The sequence below is a fragment of the Bradyrhizobium sp. Leaf396 genome (assembly GCF_001424605.1).
Taxonomy (GTDB): domain Bacteria; phylum Pseudomonadota; class Alphaproteobacteria; order Rhizobiales; family Xanthobacteraceae; genus Bradyrhizobium; species Bradyrhizobium japonicum_C.
This window is the reverse complement of the sequence record NZ_LMQJ01000056.1, coordinates 129,824-154,323: the sequence shown is the minus strand read 5'-3', so window position 1 is coordinate 154,323 and position 24,500 is coordinate 129,824. Positions and strand designations below refer to the sequence as shown.

Sequence of the window (24,500 nt, the reverse complement as noted above, 5' to 3'; positions counted from 1 at the left end):
AACTAAGAGTTAACGTGACACCAACACGATCGGGGTTGCGGAGTAATTTCAGCGGCGTGCGCAAAAGTGACTGACGTCACAGAGGGTGGGCCCCCCGTGAGCGTCATCACAGTGCAAACGGTTTTTCCGGAGCATGGTGACTCCCATCGATAACGAGCCCGCTTTGCGCGGTGCCAATGGGAGCTTCAAATGACCAAGTCGTTCATCAGCAAGATTCGTGACACCAGCCTGGCTCTGGGCTTTGCCGCCATCGTCTCCATCGTTTCGACGAGCGCGAGCTTCGCCTTCTCGGCCGAGGCGCAGCAGATGTGCACCGGCGATGCCTTCCGCCTCTGCTCGGCGGAGATCCCCAACATCCCGAAGATCACGGCGTGCATGATCAAGCATCGCTCGGATCTGAGCGCCGGCTGCCGCGCGGTCATGGACAAGACTCTCGCCAAGGGCGCCTCGCGCAAGGTCGCTGACGCCCAGGACAAGCAGTAAGAGCGCGTAAACCGATATCGCCGCATCGGCAAGCTGCTTCCGCAATGTGCCCCGGCGTCGATCCGGGGCCGCGCGGTCGGACGCTGCAGCCAGTCAACAAAGCCGTTGCGGGCCCGGGATCATCGCACTAGCTTCGCCCACGCATTGTTCCGGGTAAGAGGCATTACGCGATGTCGAGATTTCTTTTCGTTGTTTCCTTGCTCATGTGCGCATCGGGCGCGTCAGCGCAGCAGCCCGGCCATGACGCTTGCGCGCGTGACGTCACGCGCTTCTGCCGCGCCGTCATGAACAATGGTGATGGCGCCGTGCTCGCCTGCCTGAAGCAGCACCGCACCCGGCTGAGCAAAGGCTGCGACAAGGTGCTGACGGATCACGGGCAGTGATCGTCATTCCGGGGCGCGGCGTCAGGCGCGAGCCCGGAATCCATTTCTCCAAATGTATCCCGCTCGATGGATTCCGGGCTCTTGCTTCCGCCTTCGCACTCCGAGCTAGGGCGGACAAGTCGCGCGACCCGGACTGACAGTCCTTACGTACTGCTCCCCGCAGCGGTTGCGACCACCGGCAGCACCTCCGCGCTCGCGCGGTCCGGCGTGTCGTCCTTCCATCGCACCGAACCGAAAGGGCGCTCCAGCATGCGCCGGATCCGGACAGGCTCGGGACCGATGTGGAAACCGATCGCCTGCTGATGCAGCGCGCGCTCGGACTGGGTGGAGCGATTGCGCTGACGCAGGTAATCGAACCAGGTCGGACAATGATAGCGCTCGGTCCACAGCTCGGGATCGGCGATGTCGCGGGCGATCGACCAGCCATAGGCGCCGTTGCGCTGGCGCGACAGCTGCACGTCCTGCATCACGTTGTGGAAGGCACGCGCGTTCTCCTGCGCCACGCGATATTCGATCTCGACCACAAGCGGCCCGCTGCGCCCCGTCAGCGACAGCTTCACTTCCGGATCGGCCAGCATGTCCGCATCCTCGTTGCGGGCGCCGACGCGCGGCATCGTGAGCCAGATGCCGAGCAACGGCGAGATCAGCATCAGGCCGGCCGCGGTCAGCAACGCGATCTCGACGCCGGCATAGTCGGTGAGATGACCCCAGCCCCAGGCGCCGATCGCGATGCCGCCGGCGATCGCGGCCTGGAACGCCGCGAGCGAGCGGCCCGCGACCCAGCGCGGCGCCGAGAGCTGCACGCCGATGTTGAACAGCGCGATCGCGGCCATCCAGACCGCGCCGCCCAGCACCAGCGCTGCCGCCGTCAGCACCGGCTCCGTGCTCAGGGCGAGGGCCGCCATCGCGAAAGCCATCGAGATGGTGCAGGCGCGGATCGCGGCCTCGCCGCTCATGCGCTTGCGCAATTCGTGAATGTTGAGCGCCCCGATCACCGCGCCCATGCCGAAGGCGCCGAGCATGATGCCATACATTTGCGCGCCGCCGCGCAGAAGGTCGCGCGCGACCAGCGGCATCAGCGCCATCACCGCACCGCCGATCAGGCCCATCACCAGCGTGCGCAACAGCACGATCTTGATCGGTGGCGAATTGGTGATGTAGCGGAAGCCCGAGACCATGGCGCGGTTGAGCTTCTCCCGCGGCAGGCGCGAGGGCTCGGTGCTGCGCCGCCAGAGCAGCAGCACCACCAGCAGTGGCAGATATAGGATTGCGTTGCAGGCGAACGCGGCCACCGCTCCGAGCGCAGCGACGATGACGCCGCCCACCGCGGGTCCGAAGCTGCGGGCAATGTTGTAGCTGATGCCGTTCAGCGCTACCGCGGATGCCAATGCCTCGGGCGGAACCTGTTCGCTGACCGAGGACTGCCAGGCCGGTCCGAACAGCGCATTGCCGCTGCCGACCACGAAGCAGAAGGCGAGCAGGGCTTCCGGAGTGATGAGCTCGAGCCAGGCCAAAATCGTCAGCGCCGTTGCGCCGATCAGCGCGATCGATAGCGAGATTATGCTGACGATGCGGCGGTCATACATGTCGGCGATGGCGCCGGCCGGCATCGAAATCAGCATGATCGGGAGCATCAATGCGGTCTGCACCAGCGCCACCTGGTCGGCCGATGCGGCCATCTGCGTCATCGCCCAGGCCGCGCCCACGCCCTGGATCAGGAGGCCGAGATTGGAGAGCAGGCTGGCGAGCCAGATGCGCCGGAACACCGTGTACCGCAGGGGCGCAGTGATGCCGTCTGCGGCGATTTTCTGGCGGTTCGTCTGCTCGGTCATATCCCCTTCCAAACGGTATGGCAGAAAAGGTCCCGGGCGATTCCGGCAAGTTCAGTGATGCCCGTGAAAGTCCTTCGCTGTCCAGTGGTTAGGCCGCTATAAGCGGTGCAAAGAGCGGGTTGCCGGGGAGGAACAGATGAAGCTGTCGCGACGGACGATCCTGCAGGGCGTTGGCAGCTTGCCTTTTGCGGTTGCGAGCTTGCGGACTGGTGTGCTGGCCCAGACCGCACCCGCGGCGACGCCGGACGCGGAGGTGCCGCCGATCCTGTTCGTCCATGGCAACGGCGATTACGACGCGCTCTGGATAACGACGCTTTGGCGGATGGAATCGAACGGTATCGCGCGCGAGCGCATGATGGCAATCAATTTCAGCGATCCGCTTGCGCGTAGTGACGACAAGGTCGAGCAGGCGAACCGCTCCTCGACCGAGGACCAGCGCCGCGAGCTCGCCGCTGCCATCACTGAACTGAAGCGCAGGACGAGCGCGTCTCGCGTGGCGCTGGTCGGCAGCTCGCGCGGCGGCTATGCCATCCGTAACGTCGTCAAGAATGGCGGTGCCGGCGAGGTCAGCCACGCCGTGCTGTGCGGCACGCCCAATCACGGCGTGTTCGCGACCGACGACCAGCCCAACAACGAATTCAACGGCCGCGGCACGTTCCTGCGAAGCCTGAACGAGGGCGCGAGCGAGGTGACGCCCGGCGTTGCCTTCCTCACCTTGCGCAGCGACGGCCTGGACAAATATGCGCAGCCTGACGGCCGCTTCATTGGCAAGCCCGGCACCCCGACCAATGTCACCGCCGAGGGACCGGAGCTGAATGGCGCCACCAATCTCGTGCTCGGCGCGCTCGACCATCGCGAGGTGGCTTTTCACCCGCGCGCGTTCCGGGAAATCTACAAGTTCATCGCCGGCCGCGAACCCACGCGCATCGCGATTGTGCCGGAGGCCAGCGTGAAGCTGAGTGGCCTCGTCTCTGGCACGCCCGGCGGCGTGCCGACCAACCGTCCCCTTGCGGGCGCGACCGTCGACATCTTCCGTGTCGATGCTGATACCGGGGAGCGCAAGGGTGGGGCGGTGCACAGCTCAAAAACAGGTGCCGACGGGCGCTGGGGACCGGCGCAGGTCGATCCAACCTGGTCGCTCGAATTCGTCCTGATGTCGCCTGGCGCGACGACGACGCACATCTACCGCTCGCCGTTTCCGCGCTCGTCCGAAGTCGTGCATCTGCGGCCTGCGCGCCCGCTCGGCGCGGCGGACAAGGACGCAGGGGCGGTGGTCATCATGTCGCGGCCGCGCGGCTATTTCGGCCTGCCGCGAGACGTGGTGCTGTTCGACGGCAAGGAGCCGGCCGACGTCAAGCCGGGCGTACCCACCGATGCGACAGCAACCCTGCGGCTTCCGGCCGGCGAGATCGGGCGTAACATCGTGGCCCAATTCGGCGAAGAACGGGTCGTGGCCCGCGCCTGGCCTGCCGCCGAGAACAGGATTGCGATTGCCGAAATGACCTATTAGCTGTTGGGGTGCGTCAGATCCGCGGGAGAGAGCCATGAATATCGCAAGCATGCGTCGGCCCATCATCCCTCCGGCCCCGCCGCGGGCACCCGACGACATGTCGTTCTTCGCGCGTCTCGCCGTCGTCAGGCAGAACATGATCGCGACCTGGGGACAGCGAGCCTATGAGGAGGACGTCATCCCGGGCCGCTTCTTCTTCCGGAACAGCTTCATCCTGAACCAGCCGGATGCGATCCGTCATGTCCTGCTCAGCAACTACGAGAACTACACGCGCACGCCGGCCGGCATTCGCATGCTGCGTCCCGTGCTCGGCGATGGCCTCCTGATCGCGGAAGGTCATTCCTGGACCTTTCAGCGCCGCACCCTCGCGCCGGCTTTCACGCCGCGCGCCACCGCGAATCTCGTTCCGCACATGACGGCGGTGCTCGACGAGACCATCGCAAAACTGGATGCCCGAACGGGTGAAGACATCGATTTGCGGGAGGTCATGCAGCGCATGACGCTCGAGATCGCCGGGCGCACGATGTTCTCGTTCGGCATGGACCGGCATGGCGCGACGTTGCGCAACTTCATCATGGAATATGCCGCGCGGTTGGGACGGCCGTATTTTCTCGACATGCTGCTGCCGGTCTCCTGGCCGAGCCCGATGGATTTTGCCCGCGCCCGTTTCCGCAAGCGCTGGACGGAATTCGTCGCGATGCTGATTGCGGAGCGGCGTGCAACCGGCAAGAAGGAAGGCGCGCCGCCGCGCGACCTGTTCGATCTCATGGACGAGGCGCGCGATCCCGAAACCGGCAAGGGCTTCTCGGACGAGCAGCTCGTGGACGAGGTCGCGACCATGATCCTCGCCGGTCACGAGACCACGGCGACGGCACTGTTCTGGGCTCTCTATCTGCTCGCACTGGATCCTGACACGCAGGAGGAGGTGGCGTCCGAGACCCGCGGTGAACACCTCGACAGCATGGCCGACATCGATCGGCAGAAATTCACCCGGGCCGTGATCGACGAGACGATGCGGCTCTATCCCCCGGCTTTCCTTGTCGCGCGTGCTGCGCGCGACAAGGACAATGCGGCCGGCGTCGAGATCGGCAAGGGCGACATCATCATGATCGCGCCCTGGCTGCTGCACCGGCACGAGAAGCTGTGGGACCAGCCCAACGCGTTCATTCCGAAACGCTTCATGTCGAAGGAGGCCCCCGACCGTTTCGCTTATCTCCCGTTCGGCGCGGGTCCGCGCGTCTGCATCGGTGCGCCGTTTGCCCAGGCCGAATCCGTGCTGGCGCTGGCGCGGCTGATCGGCGCATTCCGTGTCGAGCTTGCGGACACGGCCAGTCCCGTGATGCCGCTGGGCGTCGTGACGACCCAGCCAGATCATTCACCCATGTTCCGCATCACGCGGCGGTGACAGGCGCTCGTCTGGCCGTTGGCGTGATCCACCCGAGATAGAGCCTCGCCATGAGCGACATCCAGGCCCAATTTTCCGTTCTGAAGCAGACCGCCGACGCGAAGGTCGCCGATGCGATCGCGCATCTCATCGAGGATGGGGAGGATCACGAGCTCAACCGCGTCAACGTCCTCGATTTTTCCAGACAGCACGGCCTTGACGAGGAACGCGTGATCTCGGCGTTCCTGCACTCGGCGCGGCTCGGCCTCTTCGACCTCGGCTGGAACGTGCTGTGCCCGGGCTGCGGCGGCGTGCTGGGCGCGCACTCGACGCTGAAGGCGCTCAAGCCGGACGATTATCACTGCGCGCTCTGCGCCTGCGGCTACAAGGCCTCCGTCGACGACCAGGTCGAGGTCTCCTTCACCGTGAACCCGCGCGTCCGGCGTATCGCGGCGCATGACCCTGACACGCTTCCGGTCTGGGAATATTTCAAGCAGGTGTTCTGGAGCTCCGGCGTCGACTTCAACAAGGACTCCTTTGCGACGCTGGCGAACGAGGTGACGCTCGACACGATGGAGCTGCCGGCGGGCGAGAAGGCGACCATGTCGCTGCAGCTTCCGAACGACTTCGTCATCATCTTCGAGCCGGTGACGCACGCCGCTCATTTCATCGACGTTCAGGGCGAGCCGACCAGGGATCGCCAGCAGCTCGCTATCATGTACAACAAGGTCCAGGCCCCGACGGGCACGACGACCATGCGGCCGGGCCCGTTGCGTCTGTCGCTGGAGAACCAGGCGGGCGTGCGCGTGCTGCCGTCGGTGTTCATCGCAGCCGAGGCGCTTCATCATCTGATCGGCAAGCGCAAGCCGTTCCTCACCGCCAAGCGCATGCTGTCGAACCAGACTTTTCGGGATGTCTTCAAGGCCGACAATCTCAGTCTCGACCAGAGGCTCCAGATCACCTCCCTGACCTTCCTGTTCACCGATCTCAAGGGCTCGACCGCGCTCTACGAGCGCGTCGGCGATCTCGCCGCCTTCGATCTCGTGCGTGCGCATTTCCATGCGCTGCTCGAGATCATCTCCTCCGAGAAGGGTGCGGTGGTGAAGACGATCGGCGATGCCGTGATGGCGACCTTCGTCCGTCCCGAGCATGCGATCGTCGCGGGCCTTCGGATGCGCGCGGCCATGGACGAGCTCAACAGGAAGCGCGGCACCACTGACCTCATCGTGAAGATTGGTATCCATGAAGGTCCTTGCCTTGCGGTGATGCTCAACGAGCGGCAGGACTATTTCGGTCAGACCGTCAACATCGCGGCCCGTGTGCAGAGCCTGTCGACCGCGCAGGAGATTCACATCACCGGTCCGGTGCTCGATGCGCCGGCGGTTGCCGAGGTGCTCGAGCAGCGCGAGATCAAGCCGATCCAAAAGCAGGCTGCGCTGCGCGGCATCGCCGACAAGATGGTGGTCTATGAGATCCCGTGAGGATCGAATCGCCATTCGGGGTTCGGGCTTTGGCGCCCCGGAACGACAGTGCCCAGATTGCCGAAACGTAATGCAGCGCGCGGAACTGACGCACGTTGCGCCGGTTGAGTTTCCCGCTCATATAATGCTGGTCACACGCCGCGCTCCTCGCGGCGGCATCCATCTCGGTAGGGTCTCATGCTCGACGGCTTGCGCCAATTCATCGCCGATATCGTCGGTCCCCAGGACCATGCCCGCGCATTCGGCGACAGCGATTATCGGCTGGCAGCCACCGCACTGCTGATTCACGTGGTCTCGCTGGACGGCCGGCCAACAGCAGCCGAGCAGCGCAAGCTGCACGGCCTGATCGAAAACCATTTCGGGCTGGACCGCGGCACGGCTGATCGGCTGATCGCGGATGCGACGGAGGTCGAGGGCGATGCGGTGGACCTCTATCGCTTCACCAGCGTCATCATGCGCTCGCTCGACGAAGAGGGTCGCAAGCGCATCGTGCAGATGATGTGGGAGCTGGTCTATGCCGACGGTCAGGTTTCCGAGTTCGAGGACAATGTGGTCTGGCGTGCTTCCGACCTGCTCGGGATTTCCCAGCGGGACCGGATCGAGCTGAAGCACGCGGTCGCGGAGCGTGCCGGCGGCCAGGTCAAGAATGGCGCCGTCGGCGGTTGACGGCTTTGGGCGCGACCAATCGCGGCCTGCGCGGATACATGACGAAACTTTAATCTGTTCGCCGCCCACGCCGCATTTTCCTGCAAATCAACGGTTTTCGGCGCTGCCTTTCGTTCTGCTCAGCCAGCCATGTTGACAGTGCCGCTTGCCTGTTGCGCACGGCCTATGCTCTCGTTCCGGCATTGCGGGGCCAGGAACTTGAATTCAAGAGACTTCGATCGTGGTTGAGCGGGTGACGCTGATTACTGGTGCCTCGGCGGGCATCGGGACGGAGTTGGCGCGTGTGTTTGCCGCCAATGGACATCGCCTCGCCTTGACCGCCAGACGCGCGGATCGGCTCGAGGCCCTGGCGGGCGAGATCGCTGCCAAGGGCGGCAAGAAGCCGATCGTGATCGCCTGCGATCTCGAGGAACGAAATGCCGGCGAGACGATCGCGTCAGCGCTTGCTGCCGAAGGCGTAGAGCTCGACCATCTCGTCAACAATGCCGGGTTCGGTGTCTTCGGCGATGCCATCGAGCAGGATCGCGCGGAACAGCTCGGCATCGTCGATGTCAATGTCCGGGCGCTCACGGATCTGTCGCTGCGCTTTGCCGACCAGCTCATCAGGAACAAGGGCGGCCTTCTCAATGTCGGCTCGGTCGCCGGCTTCCTGCCCGGCCCCGGCATGGCCGTCTACTATGCATCCAAAGCTTACGTGATCTCCTTCACCGAGGCGCTGCGGGCGGAGCTCGCCCCCCACGGCGTCCGCGTCACCGTGCTTTGCCCGGGCCCGGTCCCCACCGAATTCCAGGCCCGCGCCGGCGTCGGCTCCCAACACGATACCGCCCTCCTCAAGGTTTCGGCCGCCGATGTCGCGCAGGAGGCGTATCGTGGCCTCATGACCAACAAGCGGGCAGTGCTGCCGGGCCTCGGCATCAAGATTGTGCCGCTCGCACTGCGTTTCTTCCCGCGCGGCTTCATCCTGGCTGCCACCAGCCGGTTCCAGAGGCGCAGGCGATAGAGGATGGCAAAGCTCCCGTGTTGGCCCGGGGTTTGCTTATCGGATCTGTGTGCGCGAACTCACACGATCTTAACCATCGCTTAGCTATGCTGATGGTCTGAACCGATAGCACTCGCAAAGGCCATGTCGTTCCGGACGGACAGGTTTGTTGGCGCAGAGGTGGTCGCTTTCCCACGGAGAGCGCCGAGCGCCGCCGCCTCTGAAAGCCGGCTTCCGGTCCTGATCGTCCTGCATCAGGAATGCTCGACACCGGGCCGAGTCGGCAACGCGCTGCGCGCGCTCGGCCATGGCCTCGACATCCGCCGCCCCCGCTTCGGCGATGTCCTGCCCGAAACGCTGGAGCAGCATGCCGGCGCAGTGATCTTCGGCGGTCCTATGAGCGCCAATGATTCCGACGACTACATTCGTCGTGAGATCGACTGGATCGAAATTCCGCTCCGCGAGCAGCGGCCGTTCCTGGGCATCTGCCTGGGTGCGCAGATGCTGGCGATGCAGCTCGGGGCGCGCGTCGCGCCGCATGCGGATGCGCTGAGCCAGATCGGCTATTACCCGATCAGGCCGACCGCCGCGGGCCATGCGCTCTGCCCGCATTGGCCGGATCAGGTCTATCACTGGCATCGGGAGGGATTTGAGCTGCCGGTCGGCGCTGAGCTGCTCGCGGAAGGCGATGATTTCCCGGTGCAGGCGTTCCGCGCCGGCCATGCTTTCGGCGTGCAGTTTCACCCCGACGTGACTTACGCGATGATGTGTCGCTGGACCACGCGCGGCTATGACGGCTTCAGCGCGCCAGGTGCGCGGCAGCGCCACCACCACTTCGCGGATCGCGCCGTCTACGATGCCGCTGAACGCGCCTGGCTCGATCACTTCATCGACGGCTGGCTGGCGCGCCGGCCGGTGCTGGCGCAAGCCGCCGAGTGATCGCGCCTTCACGCAAGTCCTTGCCTCTGCCCTGGATATGCTAGGCTCGCTGCAAACGAGCGCGCACCAATGCGTGCCGGCAAGCAAGGGAGAGCGCCGTGGCCTACGAACACATTCTCTATGAAGTGAGCGACAAGATCGCGACCATCACGCTCAACCGCCCGGACCGCATGAATGCGTGGACGCCGGTCATGGAGCGGGACGTGCGTCACGCGATGGAAGCGTCAAATGCGGATGACAACGTCCGCGTCATCGTGATCACCGGCGCGGGCCGCGCCTTCTGCGCCGGTGCCGACATGGACGCGCTGAAAGGTCTCGACCCCGACGACGTCAGGCGCGCCTCTAGTCTGCCGCCCTTCGACATGAACCGCCGGCCGGATTGGCAGACCCGCTACGGCTATTACCCTTCGATCAAGAAGCCTGTGATCGCCATGCTCAACGGCGCGACGGCCGGCATCGGACTGGTGCATGCACTCTATTGCGACCTGCGCTTTGCTGCCGACAACACCGTGTTCACGACGGCCTTCGCGCGGCGCGGCCTGATTGCCGAGCACGGCATTAGCTGGATGCTGCCGCGTATCGTCGGCCATGCCAATGCGCTGGACCTGCTGCTCTCGGCGAGGCGCGTGTCGAGCGAGGAGGCGTTGCGGATCGGGCTGGTCAACCGGCTCTGTCCGCCCGAGAAGCTGCGTGAGGAGACTTACGCCTATGCGCGCGATCTCGCCGATATGGTCTCGCCGAGCGCCATGGCCGTGATCAAGCGGCAGCTCTACGAGGTGCCGTTCCAGACGCTGGCGGAGGCGACGATCGAGGCCAACAGGGAGATGATGGTGGCTCTGGGCGGTAGTGATTTCCGGGAGGGCGTAGCAAGCTTCATGGAGAAGCGCCCGCCGCGGTTTACGGGGAAGTAGAGGGGGAAATCTAAGTCCGTCTTCGCCGCCCCATGGGCTTCGCCGGACACCGCGCTCCACCGTTCGGGCTCTTGCGCGGCTGCGCCACGCGCAAGCCCGAAGGGCCAAGCGTGGTGGAGCCAGGCGGGATCGAACCGCCGACCTCGTCATTGCGAACGACGCGCTCTCCCAGCTGAGCTATGGCCCCTTTGCTGGCCGCTCTGGTGAATGCGGCCGACAACCGGGCGCCATTTAAGTCGCCGCCAAGGTCAAGTCAAGGACGGGCGTAACCCGGTTTTAGCCATCCCGGTGCCCGAACTTCCCTTGTTTGGGCCGGGGGGAACCGATATCTAGCAACAGGCGTCAATCCCGACCGCAGCCAGAGTTTTCAAAGCCAGAGTCTTCAAAAGCCATGCGTGCCGTTCTCGACATCGTCATCATCGTGCTCGATCTCTACGTCTGGCTGCTGATCGCCTCGGCGATCCTGTCCTGGCTGATCGCTTTCAACGTCGTCAACACCCGCAACCAGTTCGTCTCGGCGGTGGCGGAGTTCCTCTACCGCATTACCGAGCCGCTGCTCGCGCCGATTCGCAATTTCCTGCCGAGCCTCGGCGGCCTCGACATCTCGCCGATCATCCTGATCCTGATCATCATGTTTATCGAGCGGGTGATCCTGTACTACGTCTATCCCAACGTGATCTGAGCAGGCTGGAGCGCCTTGGTTGCGAGAGAAGCCCCTAGGGAACCCTGGCGCTACTCCGCCGCTGGAATCAGCATCGCGCTCCGGGTGACACCGCGTGGCGGCCGCGACGACATCGACGGGATCGAGCAGCTCGCGGACGGCCGCAGTGTGCTCAAGGTGCGGGTACGCGCCATCGCCGACGGTGGCGAGGCCAACAAGGCCGTTCTGGTGCTGCTGGCGAAATCGCTTGGCGTGCCCAAGGCCAGTGTGAAGCTGCTGTCAGGGGCCACCTCGCGGCTGAAGCAGATCGCGGTCGACGGCGATCCGGTGCGGCTCGGAGAAGCCCTGCGTCAGCTCGCCTCGGCCAAATCGAACGACTGAGGAACTGACATGACCGCCAAGATCATCGATGGAAAAATCATTGCCGCGGAATTGCGTGCACGGGTCGCTGACGAGGTCGCCCGCGTCAGGCGCGAGCACAATCTGATTCCCGGCCTTGCGGTGGTCCTGGTCGGCAACGACCCGGCCAGTGAGGTCTATGTCCGCTCGAAACACACCCAGACGCAGGCAGCGGGCATGGCCTCGTTCGAGCACAAGCTGCCGGCCGATGTCTCGCAAGCAGATCTGCTGGCGCTGGTCGAAAAGCTCAATCGCGATCCGTCCGTGCACGGGATTCTGGTGCAGTTGCCGCTGCCGAAGGGGCTGAATACCGAAGCCGTCATCAATGCCATCGATCCCGCCAAGGATGTCGACGGGCTGCATCCGAACAATGCCGGCCGACTCGCCGGGGGCTTCGAGGCGCTGTCACCCTGCACGCCGCTCGGCTGCATCATCCTGACCAGAAGCGTGCACGCTTCGCTTGAGGGCATGAATGCCATCGTCATCGGCCGCTCCAACCTGGTCGGCCGACCGCTGGTGCAATTGCTGTTGAACGAGAACGCCACGGTGACGATCGCGCATTCGCGCTCGCGCGACCTGCCGGGGCTCGTGAGGAAGGCCGACCTCGTCTATGCCGCGGTCGGTCGGCCCGAGATGGTGCGCGGCGACTGGCTGAAGCCCGGTGCGACCGTGATCGACGTCGGCATCAACCGCATCCCCAGGGACGACGGCAAGACACGTCTTGTCGGCGACGTCGCCTATCAGGAAGCGCTTGGCGTTGCCGGTGCCATCACGCCGGTGCCGGGCGGCGTCGGCCAGATGACGGTGGCGTGCTTGCTGGTGAATACGCTGCGCGCGGCCTGCGCGATCGCAGGGCTGCCGAAGCCGGCGGTGTAATTGAGCGTCATTCCGGGCGGCTCGAAGAGCCGAACCCGGTATCTCGGGACCCGGGTACGCGTTGACGCGTGCCCGGCATGGCGGCAGGGCTGACGGTAGGGCTTCAGCCCTTCTTCTTCTTCTCGCGATCCATGCCTTCGAGAATCAGCTTGTGCGCATCTTCCGGGCCGCCCCAGCGCAGGATCTTCACCCACTTGCCCTTTTCGAGATCCTTGTAGTGCTCGAAGAAGTGCTGGATCTGCTGCAGCGTGATGTCCGGCAGGTCGGAATAGCTCTTCACCTTGTCGTAGCGCTGCGTCAGCTTCGACGACGGCACCGCCAGAATCTTCTCGTCGCCACCGGCCTCGTCTTCCATGAACAGCACGCCGACCGGGCGCACGCTCATGACGGCGCCGGGGATGATGGCGCGGGTGTTGATGATCAGCACGTCGCAGGGGTCGCCGTCGTCTGACAGCGTGTGCGGGATGAAGCCGTAGTTACCGGGGTAACGCATCGGCGTGTAGAGGAAGCGATCGACCACCAGCGTGCCGGCCTCCTTGTCCATCTCGTACTTGATCGGTTCGCCGCCCACGGGGACTTCGATGATGACATTGACGTCATGGGGGACGTTTTTCCCGATCGAGACCGCATCGATACGCATTCAAGGCTCCGTTGTTGCCGAGGTGAAATCGCGCCCGGCAGCGATTTTGGCGCTGTCATACGCGGGCTTGGCCCGCTGATCCATCGCGTTCTGGTGAAATAATGAATCCGGCGATCACCGGCGCGAAAGGCAACGGTATCGACGGACGGGAAACGCTGCCGGGAAGAACTTCAGCAGCTCAATTGGTCCAAGCGAAGGCAACCTTGTCGAGCGCCCTGGGCCCGAACCGCTCCGACGAGCGCGCCACCATACGGCCGCCCAGTGCCCGGTAGAACTCTGTCGCCGGATCGTTGTCCGAGAGTGCCCACACCACCATGCTCTTCAGCCCGCTCTGCATGAGGTCGCGGCGAGCGGCGGCGAACAGCCGGCGGCCGAAGCCGAGGCCCTGGAATTCGGGACGCAGATACAGCTCGTAGATCTCGCCGTCGAAATGCAGGCTGCGGGCACGGTTGCGGCCGTAATTGGCATAACCCGCGATCTTGTCGCCGAACACGAGCACGCTGACGCGGCTGCCCTTGCGGATTGCGCTGTCCCACCACTGCGGACCGCGGCGGTTGATCAGCTTCTCCAGTTCGGCACCGGGGATGATGCCCTGATAGGCCGAACGCCAGGCTTCGTCATGGGTCGATGCCACCGCAGTTGCATCTGCAGCTTTCGCGGGCCGGACCTCGATCAGGGTTGTGCTCATGGACGCGATCAAACCAAGTCGCCGCGCCGGCGGCAAGACCTATCGTTAATTATCGGTTAACCTGTGGACTTTCTGCATCAGTATTGTGGCCATGTTGTACCGAAAGAGGACAAGCCGCCATTTCAAACGGCAACCGCCGGGCGTGGACCGGTGCAAAACTACTTTACGGCAGCGAATGATTGGCAATGGCAACGCAGAAAGTCCGCCGATAATGATTCGTTCCTATTGGTCCGGCAGCCGCTGTTCGCGTGCGTTCCCAACAAGTCATGCGACTCCATAACACCATCGCGCTCCTGCCTCTGCTGGCTTTGCTGACTGCGGCACCCCTGTGCGCCCAGGCCACGTTCGGTCCATCGGGCGAGGAGGACGGACCGTTTCGCCGGCAACATTGGCTTGTGCCCTCGCCGGATCCGGGCCTTGCCGCGAAAGCCCTCCTGTTTCGTCCGCCGGGGGCGGGCCCGTTCCGGCTCGCGGTGATCGCACACGCCTCGACGCAGAACGCACTGCGTCGTGCGCAAATGCCGCCGCCGGAATACCGCGCGCTCGCCGCCTATCTCGTCGCGCGCGGCTTTGCTGTGCTGGTGCCGGAGCGGCCCGGCCATGGTGCCACCGGAGGTCGCTATGTCGAGGATCAGGGCGGCTGTGACGAGGCCGACTATGCGCGCTCGGGCCGTGCAACGGCCGAGGCAATTTCGCTCGCTGTGGACTATTTGCGAACGCAGGATTTCATCGGCAAGGACGCCGCGATCGTAATCGGCCATTCCGCCGGCGGCTGGGGTGCGCTGGCGCTCGCCAAGGCCGATCCGAAGGTGATATCCGCGATTACGGTGTTTGCGCCGGGGCGTGGCGGCCATGCCAATGATGAGCCGAACCGGGTCTGCGCGCCGGATACGCTTCTCGGCGCCGCGGCGGAGTTCGGCACGGCGGCGCGCATTCCGGTTACATGGCTCGTCGCAAGCAATGACAGCTATTTCGCGCCGCCATTCTCGCAGAAGCTCGCCGATGCGTTTCGCGCACGTGGCGGCAAGGCCGACCTGCGCGTCCTGCCGGCCGTCGGCAGCGAGGGCCACTGGATGATCGAAACCGAAGCCGGGGTCAAAGCCGCAAGCAGCGAACTCGCACGGGCACTGAACCCACCCAAGCCTGTGGCGACCAAGAAGCGATGACGCCGTATTTCCTGCTCAAGTTTTTCCATGTGCTGGGCGCCATCGTCATCCTCGGCACAGGAACCGGCATCGCCTTCTTCATGCGATGGCACATCGCACGGCCGACGTGGCGTTCATCGCCCGCACCGCCTCGGTGGTCGTGATCGCGGATGCGATCTTTACGCTGTCGGCCGTGATCCTGCAGCCGCTGACGGGGGGCCTGTTGATGATGCTCTCGGCAACGTCGGTGACCGAACGCTGGCTGCTCGCATCGCTCGCGCTCTATGCCTTTGCGGGTCTGTTCTGGATCCCGGTTGTCTTCATGCAGATCGAGATGCGCGATCTCGCCGGCAGGGCCGCCGCTCAGCGCAGTGCACTCCCGGAGCGCTATTTCGTCCTGTTCCGCCGGTGGTTTGCGTTCGGCTTCCCCGGCTTTGGGGCAACAATGTTGATCCTCTGGCTGATGATCGCAAAACCGTTCTGAGAGAATTGATGAGTGGGCGAACCATCCTGGTGCTCGGCGCCTCCGGCCTGATCGGCCGCTTCGTCACCGACGATCTGCGCTCACGTGGTTTTCGCGTTGTCGGCGTGGCACGCCGCCTGTCCTCGGCGCAGAGGATGAGCGCGCTGGACGTCGAGCTTCCGATACTCTCGCTGGATACTGCCTCGCTGACGCGTCTCCTCAACGAGCATGCGGTGAGCGTCGTCGTGAACTGCCTCGGCGTGCTACAGGATGGCCCTGGCAGCAACACGAGCACGGTGCATCGCGACTTCGTCGCGCAGCTGCTGAAGGCGGTCGGCAATAGTGGCCGTCTAATCCGGCTGGTGCACATATCCATCCCCGGCTCTGCGGAGGCGGATCGCACCGCCTTCGCCACGACCAAGCGCGAGGCCGAGCACCTGATCGCAAGCAGCGGCATTCCCCATGCCATCCTGCGACCCGGCTTCGTGGTTGCGCCCTCAGCCTACGGCGGCAGCGCCATGCTCCGCGCGCTTGCTGCCTTCCCGATCGATTTGCCGGCGAGGGAAATGGCAACGCCATTCCAACCGGTCGCGATCGAGGATATTTCCGCGACCATCGCCTGGCTCGCAGCACGCGACATCGACAATGCGTCACTGAAGGCGGTGAGCTGGGACCTGATGCAGGCCGAACCGGTTTCCATGTCCGGTGTCATCAAGCCCTTCCGTGTTGCTTTTGGCACCGAAGGATGGCCTCGCATCGCGATGCCGACTTTCATCCTCGACCTGGGCGCCAAACTCGGCGATCTCGCCAATTATCTCGGCTGGATGCCGCCGATGCGCTCGACGGCCATCGCCGAACTCCGTCGCGGGGTGACGGGCGACCCCTCCGCATGGATCGCTGCGACGGGCATCGCGCCGAAGAGGCTGGCCGATGCAGTCGGGCGCCACCCCGCCACCATCCAGGACAAATGGTTTGCGCGCCTGTTTCTGATCAAGGCACTAATCTTTGCCAGCTTGGTCGCCTTCTGGCTCGTCTCCGGCTTCATCGCACTGTTCGTGTCCTATCCGGCCGCCGCCGGCATTCTGAGCGCGCACAACTTCCCGCCCGCGCTGGTCGATCCCATCACGATCGGCACCAGCCTGATGGACATGAGCATCGGCATCCTGATCGCATTTCGTCGCACTGCTGCTGTTGGGTTGGTTGCGGGCATCGTCGCCTCGTTCGGCTATATGGTGGGGGCGGCGATCCTGACGCCCGACCTCTGGATCGAGCCGCTCGGCGCGCTGGTGAAGACGGGACCGGCCATCGTGCTGATGTTCGTCGCGCTCATGATGCTGGATAACCGCTGATGCCAAGTTGGCCCGACGATGACGTGATCCTGTTCGACGGCGTCTGCATCTTCTGCTCGCGCTGGGTCCGGTTTGTTGCGAACCGCGACATAGCCAAGAGGTTCCGGTTCACGCCGATCCAGTCGGATTATGGAGCCCGGCTGGCGCGCACGTTCGGCATCGACCCCCATGATCCCGATACCAACGCGGTGGTCCATGGCGGTGAGGTCTTGTTGAAGTCCGACGCGGCGCTGACCGTGCTGTCGCTCTTGCCCGGATGGGATTGGGTGCGCGCGCTGTTCGCGATACCGAAGCCGTTGCGGGACGCCGTCTACGGCCTCGTCGCGCGCAACCGCTATCGCATCTTCGGCAGGTACGAGGCCTGCTTTGTGCCAGACTCGGATTTGCGGGCAAGGGTGATTGAGTAGCCCGTCATTGCGAGCGTAGCTCACCCAAAGCCGCCAGCACCTCCTTCGCCGCCCGCTCGCCGCTGTCCCTCGCGCCATGGGCTGTCGAGAAGAAGTTCGGTGATGTGGCCTCGCCGGCAAAGAACAACCGGCCATCGACCGGCGCGGCCAGCACGGCGCGGTCACCGGCATGTCCGGGCAGCGCGTGCGAATAGGAACCGCGGGCGAACGGATCGTGCGCCCAGCGCGACTCGCGCAGCGGCCTCAGCTTGCGCCTGATGTCGTTGCCGAGGAAGGCGGCGATTTCGTCGATGCTCTGGGCGGCGAAGGCGCCGTCGCCTGCATCTTCCAGCTCGCGCGCGAACCGGCCGCCGAAAAAGCCGTCGATGCAGGGCTGGCCGAAGGGACGGATATGGTACGTGCCCATCGCGGTGCGCATGGTGGCGCCACGCAGGTTTCCCTCGATTGGAAAGGCTTCGGCGCCATCGAGCGCCAGCGTCACCTTGTCGTCGACGCCGAGTGGCAGGCCGCGCGCGGCATCGAGCTTGACGGGCAGGGCCGGGGAAAAGCGGATGGCCTCGTCCGCGATCAGATTGGTCGGAACGGTGATGATCACAGCTCCGGCCTCGAGCGTGCCGCGCGACGTCTCCAGCCGAATGCGCTTTCCGGAATGGTCGACCAGCGTGACGTTGCAGTTCAGTGCGACCGGGCAAGGCGCGCCATAGGCGGCGATCAGCGTCCCGTAACCGGCGCGCACGCGCCAATTGAAGTAGGTGTCCTCGTAGGCCTCCATGTCGAGGAGCGAGACCTGGTCGAGCTCGCACCCGTTCACGTAGGTCGAGATCGCGTCGATCATCGGATTCCAGCGATTGCCCGGCTCGAGATAGCCGGCGGCGGGCGCATCCTCGCCTTGCTCCGCCGCTTCCCATATCCGCTCGTAGAATTCGTCGATCGCACGCACGAATTCCTTGCGTTCGGATTCCGGAAACGCATCGCCAAAGGCGCGGTCGCCCCAGGGCGGAAGGTCAGTGTTGATCTCGAAATTGAGCTGCTTGGCGATCGTAACGAAGGAGTTCTTGTCGGCCGAATGCAGCCAGCCGCAGCCGACATCGAACGTCACCTCGGGCGAGGCCTGTACCGTCCATGCACGGCCGCCGAGCCGGTCGCGCGCTTCGAGCACGATGGCGGAAAGTCCTGAGTCCTTCAGCGCATGCGCCGCACCAAGCCCGGCCGCGCCGGCTCCGATGACCGCGATGTCGACGAAGGAGGGAAGGGAGCTCATGGTCCGGCTCTAACACGTTCCCCGCGGGTGCTAAAGCCGTCCACGCAATCGTGTTCCTATCCGGTCCAGGACGCAGTGCGCAGGGCGGGAAAAGCGGAGCGTGCGCCTCTCCCGTCCACGAAAGTGGTTGGCAAGAGCGCCTTTGCCCACCACCGCAGTCCCGCGGAGAGCGGCGGCTTACGCCACCGCTTCCTTGGCCTTTTCCGCGCGCTTGCGCTCGTTCGGGTCGAGGTGCTTCTTGCGCAGGCGGATCGACTTCGGCGTGACTTCGACGAGCTCGTCGTCCTCGATATAGGCCAGCGCCTTTTCCAGCGTCATGCGGATCGGCGGGGTCAGGCGGACGGCTTCGTCCTTCGAGGTCGTGCGGATGTTGGTGAGCTGCTTGCCCTTGAGCACGTTGATCTCGAGATCGTTGTCGCGGGTATGCTCGCCGACGATCATGCCGCGATAGACCTTCCAGCCCGGCTCGATCATCATCGGGCCGCGGTCCTCCAGCTTGAACATGGCGTAGGCCACCGCTTCGCCCTGGTCATTGGAGATCAGCACGCCGTTGCGGCGGCCCTGGATTTCGCCCTTGTACGGCGCATAGCCGTGGAACAGGCGGTTCATGATCGCGGTGCCGCGGGTGTCGGTGAGCAGTTCGCCTTGGTAGCCGATCAGGCCGCGGGTGGGCGCGTAGAACACTAGGCGCTGGCGGTTGCCGCCGGAGGGGCGCATCTCGATCAACTCGGCCTTGCGCTCGCTCATCTTCTGCACGACGACGCCGGAATGCTCCTCGTCGACGTCGATCACGACTTCCTCGATCGGCTCCATGGTGGCGCCGGTCGCCTCGTCCTTCTGGAACACGACGCGCGGGCGCGACACCGAGAGCTCGAAGCCTTCGCGCCGCATGGTTTCGATCAGGATCGCGAGCTGCAATTCGCCGCGGCCCGACACTTCCATCGCATCCTTGTCGGCGGATTCGACCACGCGCAGCGCGACATTGCCCTCGGCCTCGCGGAGCAGGCGGTCGCGGATCATGCGGCTCGTCACCTTGTCGCCTTCGGTGCCGGCGAGCGGCGAGTTGTTGACGATGAACGACATCGAGACGGTCGGCGGATCGATCGGCTGCGCCGGCAGCGGCACCTCGACGGTCGGATCGCAGAAGGTGTCGGCGACGGTGCCCTTGGTGAGACCCGCGATCGCGACAATGTCGCCGGCCTCAGCCTCATCGAGCGGCGTGCGCTCGAGGCCGCGGAAGGCCAGGATCTTGGTGATACGGCCCTGTTCGACCAGCTTGCCGTCGGCGTTGAGCACCTTGACCTGCTGGTTCGGCTTGAGCACGCCGGACGAGATCCGGCCGGTGATGATGCGGCCGAGATAGGGGTTGGCTTCGAGGATGGTCCCGATCATCCGGAACGGCCCCTCTTCGACCTTCGGAGGCGCGACGTGGCGCAGGATCAGGTCGAACAGCGGCTCCATGCCCTTGTCTTTCGGGCCCTCGGGGCTCTCGGCCATCCAGCCCTGCTTGGCCGACCCGTAGAGGATCGGGAAGTCGAGCTGCTCCTCGCTGGCGTCGAGCGCCGCGAACAGGTCGAACACCTCGTTGATGACTTCGGTCGGCCGCGCGTCGGGGCGGTCGACCTTGTTGATGACGACGATCGGCTTGAGGCCGACCTTGAGCGCCTTGGAGACCACGAATTTGGTCTGCGGCAGCGGGCCTTCGGCAGCGTCGACCAGCACCAGGGCGCCGTCCACCATGTTGAGGATGCGCTCGACCTCACCGCCGAAATCGGCGTGGCCGGGGGTATCGACGATATTGACCCGGGTATCCTTCCACTGCACCGAGGCTGCCTTGGCCAGGATGGTGATGCCCCGCTCGCGCTCCAGATCATTGGAGTCCATGGCGCGCTCGGTCACCTTCTGGTTCTCGCGGAACGTGCCGGATTGCTGCAGGAGACGGTCGACCAGGGTCGTCTTGCCGTGGTCGACGTGGGCGATGATGGCGACGTTACGAAGATTCATGAGTGAGCTTCTTTGCGGTCGAACAATGGGTTAAGCGCGATCTCGCCGGTCGGACCGGGACCTCTTCTCGAAACAACGCTGGAAGACTGGAAACGGGGCGCTTTGCGCCCAAAAAGGAAGCCCGGCCATCAGACCGGGCGCCCTGCGCGTTGCGGCGCAATATAGGCAAAAACGGCCAAAAAACAATGTGTTCTTTGCCCGTTGGTTGATTGAATTTTGTCCGGGGATCTCCGGGACTTACGGCCCGGTCGTGGGATGGGCGGGGGCCTTTCGCCCCTTGATGGCCGCCCAGACCAGCGCGACTCCGCCGATACCGATGACCAGCCCCAGGAAGACGAGCGGAGCGATGTCGGCGGCGATCCGGCCGTCCTCGACCACGGACATTCCGCCGAACAGCAGCGCGCAGAGACCCGGCAGCAGCATGAAGATCCCGAAGATCGCCATCAGCGCGGTCAGGCAGCCGCTGCGCCTATGCGGTTGGACAGGAGGCGGCGGTGGCGGTGGTGCCGATGGAATCGTGTCGCTGCTGCTCATGCCTGCAAGACTCCCTCGCTCACCTGCGCAGCCAGCGCGGCGCGGATGCCCTCGATCTTTCCATCACGGTAGAACAGATTGTAGGTGTCGAACGGAATGATCGCCCCCTGCTCCGTCACGAAATGGATGCAGCTCCGCTTGACGTTGCCGACGCAGAAATTGAAGCGATCGAGAAACTGCACGATGGTGACTCGGAAGACGTTTTCGTAAGAGAGCCCTTCCGGCACCTCGAAGCTTGGCAGGCAGCACAAGAGTTCGCAGACCCGCTCGCTCGTGTTGAGCGGGCCCGACGACAGCGAGAACAGGTCGACGAACTTCTCGCGCAGCGCCGGATATTTCTCCGGGCTGATGGTGTTGGGCATCACGGCGACCAGTTGCTCCTGCGGAATCAGCGAGGTCAGCGGCATGACCTTCTCGCCGTTGCGCAGCCCGTAGCCGATCGAGATGCTTTCGGGGTTGCAGGGCAGCGGGATCATGTCCTTGTCGCCGAACACGCCGGTCTGGATCACGCCCTTGCGGATATCCGACAGCATGATGCGGTCCGAATGCTGATCGAAACTCTCGTTGCGGCCGGCGTCCTGCACCGGCTGCAGGGTGACGCCGCGCACGCATCTCCAGGTGAGGGCATGGCGAATGATGTCGCCGACCTCGTCATCATTGACGCCGCGCTTGATGGTGGCGACGAGCGTGGTCGACACACCAAAATGCTCGAGGTTCTCCAGCGCCTGCTGTCGGATCCTTCGCAAATCCGCGCCGCGCAGATGGATCAGGGCATCGCGCCGAAGCGAATCGAACTGGAGATAGATCTCCAGCCCGCGCCTGTTCTCGGCGAGCCGCGCCACGAAATCCTTTTCGCGAGCGATGCGCAGGCCGTTGGTGTTGATCATGACGTGGCGGATCGGGCGGGCGCGCACGGCGTCCAGGATCTCGAAGAAATCGGGGTGCAGCGTCGGCTCGCCGCCGGAAATCTGCACCAGATCAGGCTCGCCTTCGCTCGCGACCAGCGCGTCCAGCATCTTCTCGACCGTCGCAAGCGGGGTGAATTTCGTTCGCGCTGGAGCAGAATCGGCGAAGCAGACCGGGCAGGTGAGATTGCAGTGCTCGGTGATCTCGATCAGCGCCAGGCAGGAATGCTGCTCGTGATCAGGGCAGAGGCCGCAATCATGGGGGCAGCCGAACTCCGTGCGCTGCTGGAATTGCAGCGGCCGGTCGCCCGGCTTGATGAAATCCTTGCACAGGCGCCAATAAGCCGCATCCGTCGACACCAGAGTCGACTGCACGCCATGCGCCCTGCAGCGCTTTTCGTACCAGACCTCGTTGCCGAGGATCTGGATCTTGGTCGGCACCAGCTTCAGGCAGGTCTCGCAGAGGGATTGGGTCTGGCCCCAGAAGATGTAGGGACGCGATTTACGCAGCGGCGCGTTCATGCACGGGTCTCGCTTTGGGCGCCGTCGCCAGCATGAAGGCGGCGTAGAGCAGGATGAACAGCGACAGCAGATGAAACAGGGTGAGGGGGCCGATCAGCGTGCCGTAGGGCTTGAGGAATTCCCACAGGAAGCGTTGCGCTCCGTAATAGGCGAGCACCAGGTAGAAACCATTTGTGACCGTGAACGTCTCCCGGTTCAAGATCGCCAGCACATAGGCCAGCGCAAATGCGGCCATGGCCGCGCTCTCGTAGAGCTGCACGGGATGGCGGAGAACGCCGTCGCCGAAATCATGGCCGAATGGCAACGTCGTCGGCGTGCCGTAGGTGAAATCCTCGAGGCCTGCGAAGTAGCAGCCTAGACGACCGATCGCGATACCGAGTGCCAGGGGTAGCGCAAACCGGGCTCCGGTTCGGACCGCGATCCCTGCGAACCATTTGTAGAGCTCGATGGCCACGATGCCGCCGGCCAGCGCGCCCTCGACCGAGCGCGCAATGCCGCTCTGACCGGACAACCAGAGATTGGCGGAGCCGAACAGATAGGCGCCGAGGCCGGCGCCGAACACCAGCGCGGCGATGTAGGGCAGCTCGAAGGATTGCGCCGGAAACCGTAAGCCTTGTCGCGTCAGCCAGTAGACAGCCGCCGCGGCCGCCAGCCACGCGGCAATGTCGAAGAGAATGTGAAGCAAAGCCCCGCCCATGCGGGTGCTTCATAGCACAGTTGCGCCGAGAGAGCGCGCCGCGCAGACCGGCCGCTACCCGGCCTCCCGCTCCTCGGTCGGGTAGACGCCGCGCAGCACCTCTTCGAAGTGCATTTTTACGGCCTCGTTGCAGAGGCAGGCGCGAAGCTTCAGGCCGTCGCGGTTGCGAACCAGGATCGAACCGCGCCTGGTGTCGAGGATTCGTTCAGCCTTGAACGACTGAAGCACGCGGCTGGCGTAGCTGCGGCCGACGCCGAGCAGCGTAGCGAGCTGTTCGTGGGTCAGCGGCACGCTGGTTTCGTCGCCGGTCCGCTCCATCGCGGCCAGAATCCATTTGGCGGTCCGCTGCTCTATCGAATGGATCGCGTTGCAGGCGGTCGACTGGAAGATCTGGGCCAGCATGCAATCGGCATAGCGGGCGAAGATGTTGCGCAGCGAGGACGAGCGAACCTTGGCCGCTTCCAGCTTGCCAACGTGAATGCGGGCAAACGGCCCGCCGAACTTTACGCAGATCCGGGTATAGGCCGGCAGGAATCCCTCGCTGACGATCCCGCCTACCGCGCCTTCGCGGCCGACCAGAATGGTTTCGACGTCGCGGCCGTCCTCGTTGGGCACGAGGAACGTCGCGAGCGACGGCCCGCAGGGAAAGTGGACGACCTGGACGTCATCGCCCGGATTGTAGATCAACTGGCCCGCTGCGGCGTCCTCCACTATCACGTGCGGCGCCAGCAGGGCGTAGTCCGCCGGGCTCAAGCGCCGCAGCAGATTGTTGGCCGGCCGGCTCTCGACCTCGGTGACCTTGCCGGTACGCGCATCCATCGTGAACTCCCCTGCTTCCCTCCCAACATACCGAGTTCCATCCGCCCACTGTGTGCACAAGTGGACAGACGGTAGAACAATCATGTGGTGAGTTTCGTTCCGGGAACCCTCCGCGCTGTAAGCAGGCATCGCGTCGCGGCAGTCCTGATCCTAGAACCCAACACAAGAAGCGATCATGGCAACCGCACCTTCCAATGGCTCAGGCAGGCCGGCCGATGTTCTGATCGTGGAGGACGATCCGATCATCGCCATCGATTTCGAGGACCGTCTTCTCGGCTTCGGGGTCAGCGGCGTGCGGACCGTCGGTTCGGTGACGCAGGCGCTGGACGCCATCGCGAAGCGTACGCCGGATTTCGCGCTCCTTGACGTGGAGCTGATCCGCGAGACGAGCTTTGCGGTCGCCCAGCGGCTGATGACGTTGAAGGTTCCGTTCATTTTCGTCACCGGCTACGGTGCCGAGGCGCGAATTCCGCCCGATCTGGCGGGCCGGCCGCGGTTGCAGAAGCCGTGTTCGAGCGAGGCGCTGGAAGCGGCGATTCAGGCAGGCGCCGCCGACTAACGA

Annotated in this window: 25 protein-coding genes, 1 tRNA gene and 1 pseudogene; 17 read left to right on the top strand and 10 right to left on the bottom strand. The window is 64.5% G+C overall.

Going from position 1 to position 24,500, the window contains the following annotated elements; all coding sequences use genetic code 11:
- Window positions 1–189 precede the first annotated feature (189 nt).
- Window positions 190–483, top strand: a complete 294-nt coding sequence (locus tag ASG57_RS30350; protein WP_024338758.1) for a hypothetical protein — start codon at window positions 190–192, stop codon at window positions 481–483.
- A 170-nt stretch (window positions 484–653) separates the two neighbouring features.
- Complete coding sequence (locus ASG57_RS30345; RefSeq protein WP_024338759.1) at window positions 654–866, top strand: cysteine rich repeat-containing protein; 213 nt, start codon at window positions 654–656, stop codon at window positions 864–866.
- Between the two features lie 143 nt (window positions 867–1,009).
- Here the strand turns inward: ASG57_RS30345 and ASG57_RS30340 are convergent, their stop codons facing one another.
- Window positions 1,010–2,698: an MFS transporter gene (locus ASG57_RS30340; RefSeq protein WP_057198736.1), complete on the bottom strand. Its 1,689-nt coding sequence runs from the start codon at window positions 2,696–2,698 to the stop codon at window positions 1,010–1,012.
- Window positions 2,699–2,834: 136 nt separating this feature from the next.
- Here ASG57_RS30340 and ASG57_RS30335 point away from each other — a divergent pair, with 136 nt between their 5' ends.
- From ASG57_RS30335 to ASG57_RS30305, 7 genes are all read left to right on the top strand, one after another.
- Window positions 2,835–4,208 (top strand): hypothetical protein, encoded by a 1,374-nt coding sequence (locus ASG57_RS30335; protein WP_057198734.1) that lies wholly within the window; start codon window positions 2,835–2,837, stop codon window positions 4,206–4,208.
- Between the two features lie 34 nt (window positions 4,209–4,242).
- The gene (locus tag ASG57_RS30330; protein ID WP_057198732.1) at window positions 4,243–5,613 is read left to right on the top strand and encodes a cytochrome P450; all 1,371 of its coding nucleotides are present in this window, start codon (window positions 4,243–4,245) and stop codon (window positions 5,611–5,613) included.
- Between the two features lie 50 nt (window positions 5,614–5,663).
- A complete protein-coding gene (locus ASG57_RS30325) occupies window positions 5,664–7,073 on the top strand; it encodes an adenylate/guanylate cyclase domain-containing protein (RefSeq protein ID WP_024338763.1) in 1,410 nt (469 codons plus the stop codon).
- A 177-nt stretch (window positions 7,074–7,250) separates the two neighbouring features.
- Window positions 7,251–7,739: a tellurite resistance TerB family protein gene (locus ASG57_RS30320; protein ID WP_024338764.1), complete on the top strand. Its 489-nt coding sequence runs from the start codon at window positions 7,251–7,253 to the stop codon at window positions 7,737–7,739.
- Between the two features lie 220 nt (window positions 7,740–7,959).
- On the top strand, window positions 7,960–8,739 hold the full coding sequence (locus tag ASG57_RS30315) for an SDR family NAD(P)-dependent oxidoreductase (protein ID WP_024338765.1): 780 nt from the start codon (window positions 7,960–7,962) through the stop codon (window positions 8,737–8,739).
- 123 nt (window positions 8,740–8,862) lie between these two features.
- Window positions 8,863–9,657: a glutamine amidotransferase gene (locus ASG57_RS30310; protein WP_024338766.1), complete on the top strand. Its 795-nt coding sequence runs from the start codon at window positions 8,863–8,865 to the stop codon at window positions 9,655–9,657.
- Between the two features lie 98 nt (window positions 9,658–9,755).
- On the top strand, window positions 9,756–10,568 hold the full coding sequence (locus ASG57_RS30305; RefSeq protein ID WP_057198730.1) for an enoyl-CoA hydratase: 813 nt from the start codon (window positions 9,756–9,758) through the stop codon (window positions 10,566–10,568).
- A gap of 111 nt (window positions 10,569–10,679) precedes the next feature.
- Here ASG57_RS30305 and ASG57_RS30300 read toward each other — a convergent pair.
- Window positions 10,680–10,755, bottom strand: a tRNA-Ala gene (locus ASG57_RS30300).
- A 204-nt stretch (window positions 10,756–10,959) separates the two neighbouring features.
- Here ASG57_RS30300 and ASG57_RS30295 point away from each other — a divergent pair.
- The 3 genes from ASG57_RS30295 to folD are packed head-to-tail and all read left to right on the top strand — an operon-like array spanning window position 10,960 to window position 12,504.
- Entirely contained in the window at window positions 10,960–11,250 is a 291-nt protein-coding gene (locus tag ASG57_RS30295; RefSeq protein ID WP_024338768.1) for a YggT family protein, read from the top strand.
- Between the two features lie 15 nt (window positions 11,251–11,265).
- A complete protein-coding gene (locus ASG57_RS30290; protein ID WP_057198728.1) occupies window positions 11,266–11,610 on the top strand; it encodes a DUF167 domain-containing protein in 345 nt (114 codons plus the stop codon).
- 9 nt (window positions 11,611–11,619) lie between these two features.
- A complete protein-coding gene (gene folD / locus ASG57_RS30285; RefSeq protein WP_024338770.1) occupies window positions 11,620–12,504 on the top strand; it encodes a bifunctional methylenetetrahydrofolate dehydrogenase/methenyltetrahydrofolate cyclohydrolase FolD in 885 nt (294 codons plus the stop codon).
- A gap of 103 nt (window positions 12,505–12,607) precedes the next feature.
- On the opposite strand, the gene ppa is transcribed toward folD, so the two are convergent.
- Together ppa and ASG57_RS30275 are read right to left on the bottom strand one after the other, a co-directional pair.
- Window positions 12,608–13,144: an inorganic diphosphatase gene (ppa, locus tag ASG57_RS30280; protein WP_024338771.1), complete on the bottom strand. Its 537-nt coding sequence runs from the start codon at window positions 13,142–13,144 to the stop codon at window positions 12,608–12,610.
- 178 nt (window positions 13,145–13,322) lie between these two features.
- A complete protein-coding gene (locus ASG57_RS30275) occupies window positions 13,323–13,832 on the bottom strand; it encodes a GNAT family N-acetyltransferase (RefSeq protein WP_057198821.1) in 510 nt (169 codons plus the stop codon).
- Between the two features lie 266 nt (window positions 13,833–14,098).
- On the opposite strand from ASG57_RS30275, the gene ASG57_RS30270 reads away from it, so the two are divergent.
- The 4 genes and pseudogenes from ASG57_RS30270 (at window position 14,099) to ASG57_RS30255 (ending at window position 17,196) form a co-directional block, all read left to right on the top strand.
- Window positions 14,099–14,998 (top strand): alpha/beta hydrolase family protein, encoded by a 900-nt coding sequence (locus tag ASG57_RS30270; RefSeq protein ID WP_057198726.1) that lies wholly within the window; start codon window positions 14,099–14,101, stop codon window positions 14,996–14,998.
- Window positions 14,995–15,461, top strand: a pseudogene (locus tag ASG57_RS30265) (DUF2269 family protein). The gene ASG57_RS30270 and the pseudogene ASG57_RS30265 overlap by 4 nt, the downstream one beginning before the upstream one ends.
- A gap of 8 nt (window positions 15,462–15,469) precedes the next feature.
- Window positions 15,470–16,789: an SDR family oxidoreductase gene (locus ASG57_RS30260; RefSeq protein ID WP_057198725.1), complete on the top strand. Its 1,320-nt coding sequence runs from the start codon at window positions 15,470–15,472 to the stop codon at window positions 16,787–16,789.
- Window positions 16,789–17,196 carry a thiol-disulfide oxidoreductase DCC family protein gene (locus ASG57_RS30255; RefSeq protein ID WP_024338776.1) on the top strand — a complete coding sequence of 136 codons (408 nt, stop codon included), beginning with the start codon at window positions 16,789–16,791 and terminating at the stop codon, window positions 17,194–17,196. Before ASG57_RS30260 ends, ASG57_RS30255 begins: the two co-directional genes overlap by 1 nt.
- Window positions 17,197–17,200: 4 nt before the next feature.
- Here the strand turns inward: ASG57_RS30255 and ASG57_RS30250 are convergent, their stop codons facing one another.
- The 6 genes from ASG57_RS30250 to ASG57_RS30225 all read right to left on the bottom strand — a co-directional run bounded on the left by ASG57_RS30250 (window position 17,201) and on the right by ASG57_RS30225 (window position 23,938).
- On the bottom strand, window positions 17,201–18,457 hold the full coding sequence (locus tag ASG57_RS30250; RefSeq protein WP_024338777.1) for a flavin monoamine oxidase family protein: 1,257 nt from the start codon (window positions 18,455–18,457) through the stop codon (window positions 17,201–17,203).
- Between the two features lie 177 nt (window positions 18,458–18,634).
- Complete coding sequence (gene typA / locus ASG57_RS30245) at window positions 18,635–20,461, bottom strand: translational GTPase TypA (protein ID WP_024338778.1); 1,827 nt, start codon at window positions 20,459–20,461, stop codon at window positions 18,635–18,637.
- A 237-nt stretch (window positions 20,462–20,698) separates the two neighbouring features.
- Complete coding sequence (locus ASG57_RS30240) at window positions 20,699–20,995, bottom strand: hypothetical protein (RefSeq protein WP_024338779.1); 297 nt, start codon at window positions 20,993–20,995, stop codon at window positions 20,699–20,701.
- Complete coding sequence (locus tag ASG57_RS30235; RefSeq protein WP_057198723.1) at window positions 20,992–22,422, bottom strand: radical SAM protein; 1,431 nt, start codon at window positions 22,420–22,422, stop codon at window positions 20,992–20,994. The genes ASG57_RS30240 and ASG57_RS30235 overlap by 4 nt, the downstream gene beginning before the upstream one ends.
- A complete protein-coding gene (locus ASG57_RS30230) occupies window positions 22,403–23,119 on the bottom strand; it encodes a prolipoprotein diacylglyceryl transferase family protein (protein ID WP_057198721.1) in 717 nt (238 codons plus the stop codon). Before ASG57_RS30230 ends, ASG57_RS30235 begins: the two co-directional genes overlap by 20 nt.
- A 54-nt stretch (window positions 23,120–23,173) precedes the next feature.
- A complete protein-coding gene (locus tag ASG57_RS30225; protein WP_024338782.1) occupies window positions 23,174–23,938 on the bottom strand; it encodes a Crp/Fnr family transcriptional regulator in 765 nt (254 codons plus the stop codon).
- A 175-nt stretch (window positions 23,939–24,113) separates the two neighbouring features.
- Here ASG57_RS30225 and ASG57_RS30220 point away from each other — a divergent pair, with 175 nt between their 5' ends.
- Window positions 24,114–24,497, top strand: a complete 384-nt coding sequence (locus ASG57_RS30220; protein ID WP_024338783.1) for a response regulator — start codon at window positions 24,114–24,116, stop codon at window positions 24,495–24,497.
- The last annotated feature ends 3 nt before the right edge of the window (window positions 24,498–24,500 follow it).

Bases quoted from the DNA above. Each gene is read 5' to 3' on its own strand.
- ASG57_RS30350 (WP_024338758.1), top strand. From the start codon at position 190: ATGACCAAGTCGTTCATCAGCAAGATTCGTGACACCAGCCTGGCTCTG.
- ASG57_RS30345 (WP_024338759.1), top strand. From the start codon at position 654: ATGTCGAGATTTCTTTTCGTTGTTTCCTTGCTCATGTGCGCATCGGGC.
- ASG57_RS30340 (WP_057198736.1), bottom strand. From the start codon at position 2,698: ATGACCGAGCAGACGAACCGCCAGAAAATCGCCGCAGACGGCATCACT.
- ASG57_RS30335 (WP_057198734.1), top strand. From the start codon at position 2,835: ATGAAGCTGTCGCGACGGACGATCCTGCAGGGCGTTGGCAGCTTGCCT.
- ASG57_RS30330 (WP_057198732.1), top strand. From the start codon at position 4,243: ATGAATATCGCAAGCATGCGTCGGCCCATCATCCCTCCGGCCCCGCCG.
- ASG57_RS30325 (WP_024338763.1), top strand. From the start codon at position 5,664: ATGAGCGACATCCAGGCCCAATTTTCCGTTCTGAAGCAGACCGCCGAC.
- ASG57_RS30320 (WP_024338764.1), top strand. From the start codon at position 7,251: ATGCTCGACGGCTTGCGCCAATTCATCGCCGATATCGTCGGTCCCCAG.
- ASG57_RS30310 (WP_024338766.1), top strand. From the start codon at position 8,863: ATGTCGTTCCGGACGGACAGGTTTGTTGGCGCAGAGGTGGTCGCTTTC.
- ASG57_RS30295 (WP_024338768.1), top strand. From the start codon at position 10,960: ATGCGTGCCGTTCTCGACATCGTCATCATCGTGCTCGATCTCTACGTC.
- folD (WP_024338770.1), top strand. From the start codon at position 11,620: ATGACCGCCAAGATCATCGATGGAAAAATCATTGCCGCGGAATTGCGT.
- ppa (WP_024338771.1), bottom strand. From the start codon at position 13,144: ATGCGTATCGATGCGGTCTCGATCGGGAAAAACGTCCCCCATGACGTC.
- ASG57_RS30275 (WP_057198821.1), bottom strand. From the start codon at position 13,832: ATGAGCACAACCCTGATCGAGGTCCGGCCCGCGAAAGCTGCAGATGCA.
- ASG57_RS30270 (WP_057198726.1), top strand. From the start codon at position 14,099: ATGCGACTCCATAACACCATCGCGCTCCTGCCTCTGCTGGCTTTGCTG.
- ASG57_RS30260 (WP_057198725.1), top strand. From the start codon at position 15,470: ATGAGTGGGCGAACCATCCTGGTGCTCGGCGCCTCCGGCCTGATCGGC.
- ASG57_RS30255 (WP_024338776.1), top strand. From the start codon at position 16,789: ATGCCAAGTTGGCCCGACGATGACGTGATCCTGTTCGACGGCGTCTGC.
- ASG57_RS30250 (WP_024338777.1), bottom strand. From the start codon at position 18,457: ATGAGCTCCCTTCCCTCCTTCGTCGACATCGCGGTCATCGGAGCCGGC.
- typA (WP_024338778.1), bottom strand. From the start codon at position 20,461: ATGAATCTTCGTAACGTCGCCATCATCGCCCACGTCGACCACGGCAAG.
- ASG57_RS30240 (WP_024338779.1), bottom strand. From the start codon at position 20,995: ATGAGCAGCAGCGACACGATTCCATCGGCACCACCGCCACCGCCGCCT.
- ASG57_RS30235 (WP_057198723.1), bottom strand. From the start codon at position 22,422: ATGAACGCGCCGCTGCGTAAATCGCGTCCCTACATCTTCTGGGGCCAG.
- ASG57_RS30230 (WP_057198721.1), bottom strand. From the start codon at position 23,119: ATGGGCGGGGCTTTGCTTCACATTCTCTTCGACATTGCCGCGTGGCTG.
- ASG57_RS30225 (WP_024338782.1), bottom strand. From the start codon at position 23,938: ATGGATGCGCGTACCGGCAAGGTCACCGAGGTCGAGAGCCGGCCGGCC.
- ASG57_RS30220 (WP_024338783.1), top strand. From the start codon at position 24,114: ATGGCAACCGCACCTTCCAATGGCTCAGGCAGGCCGGCCGATGTTCTG.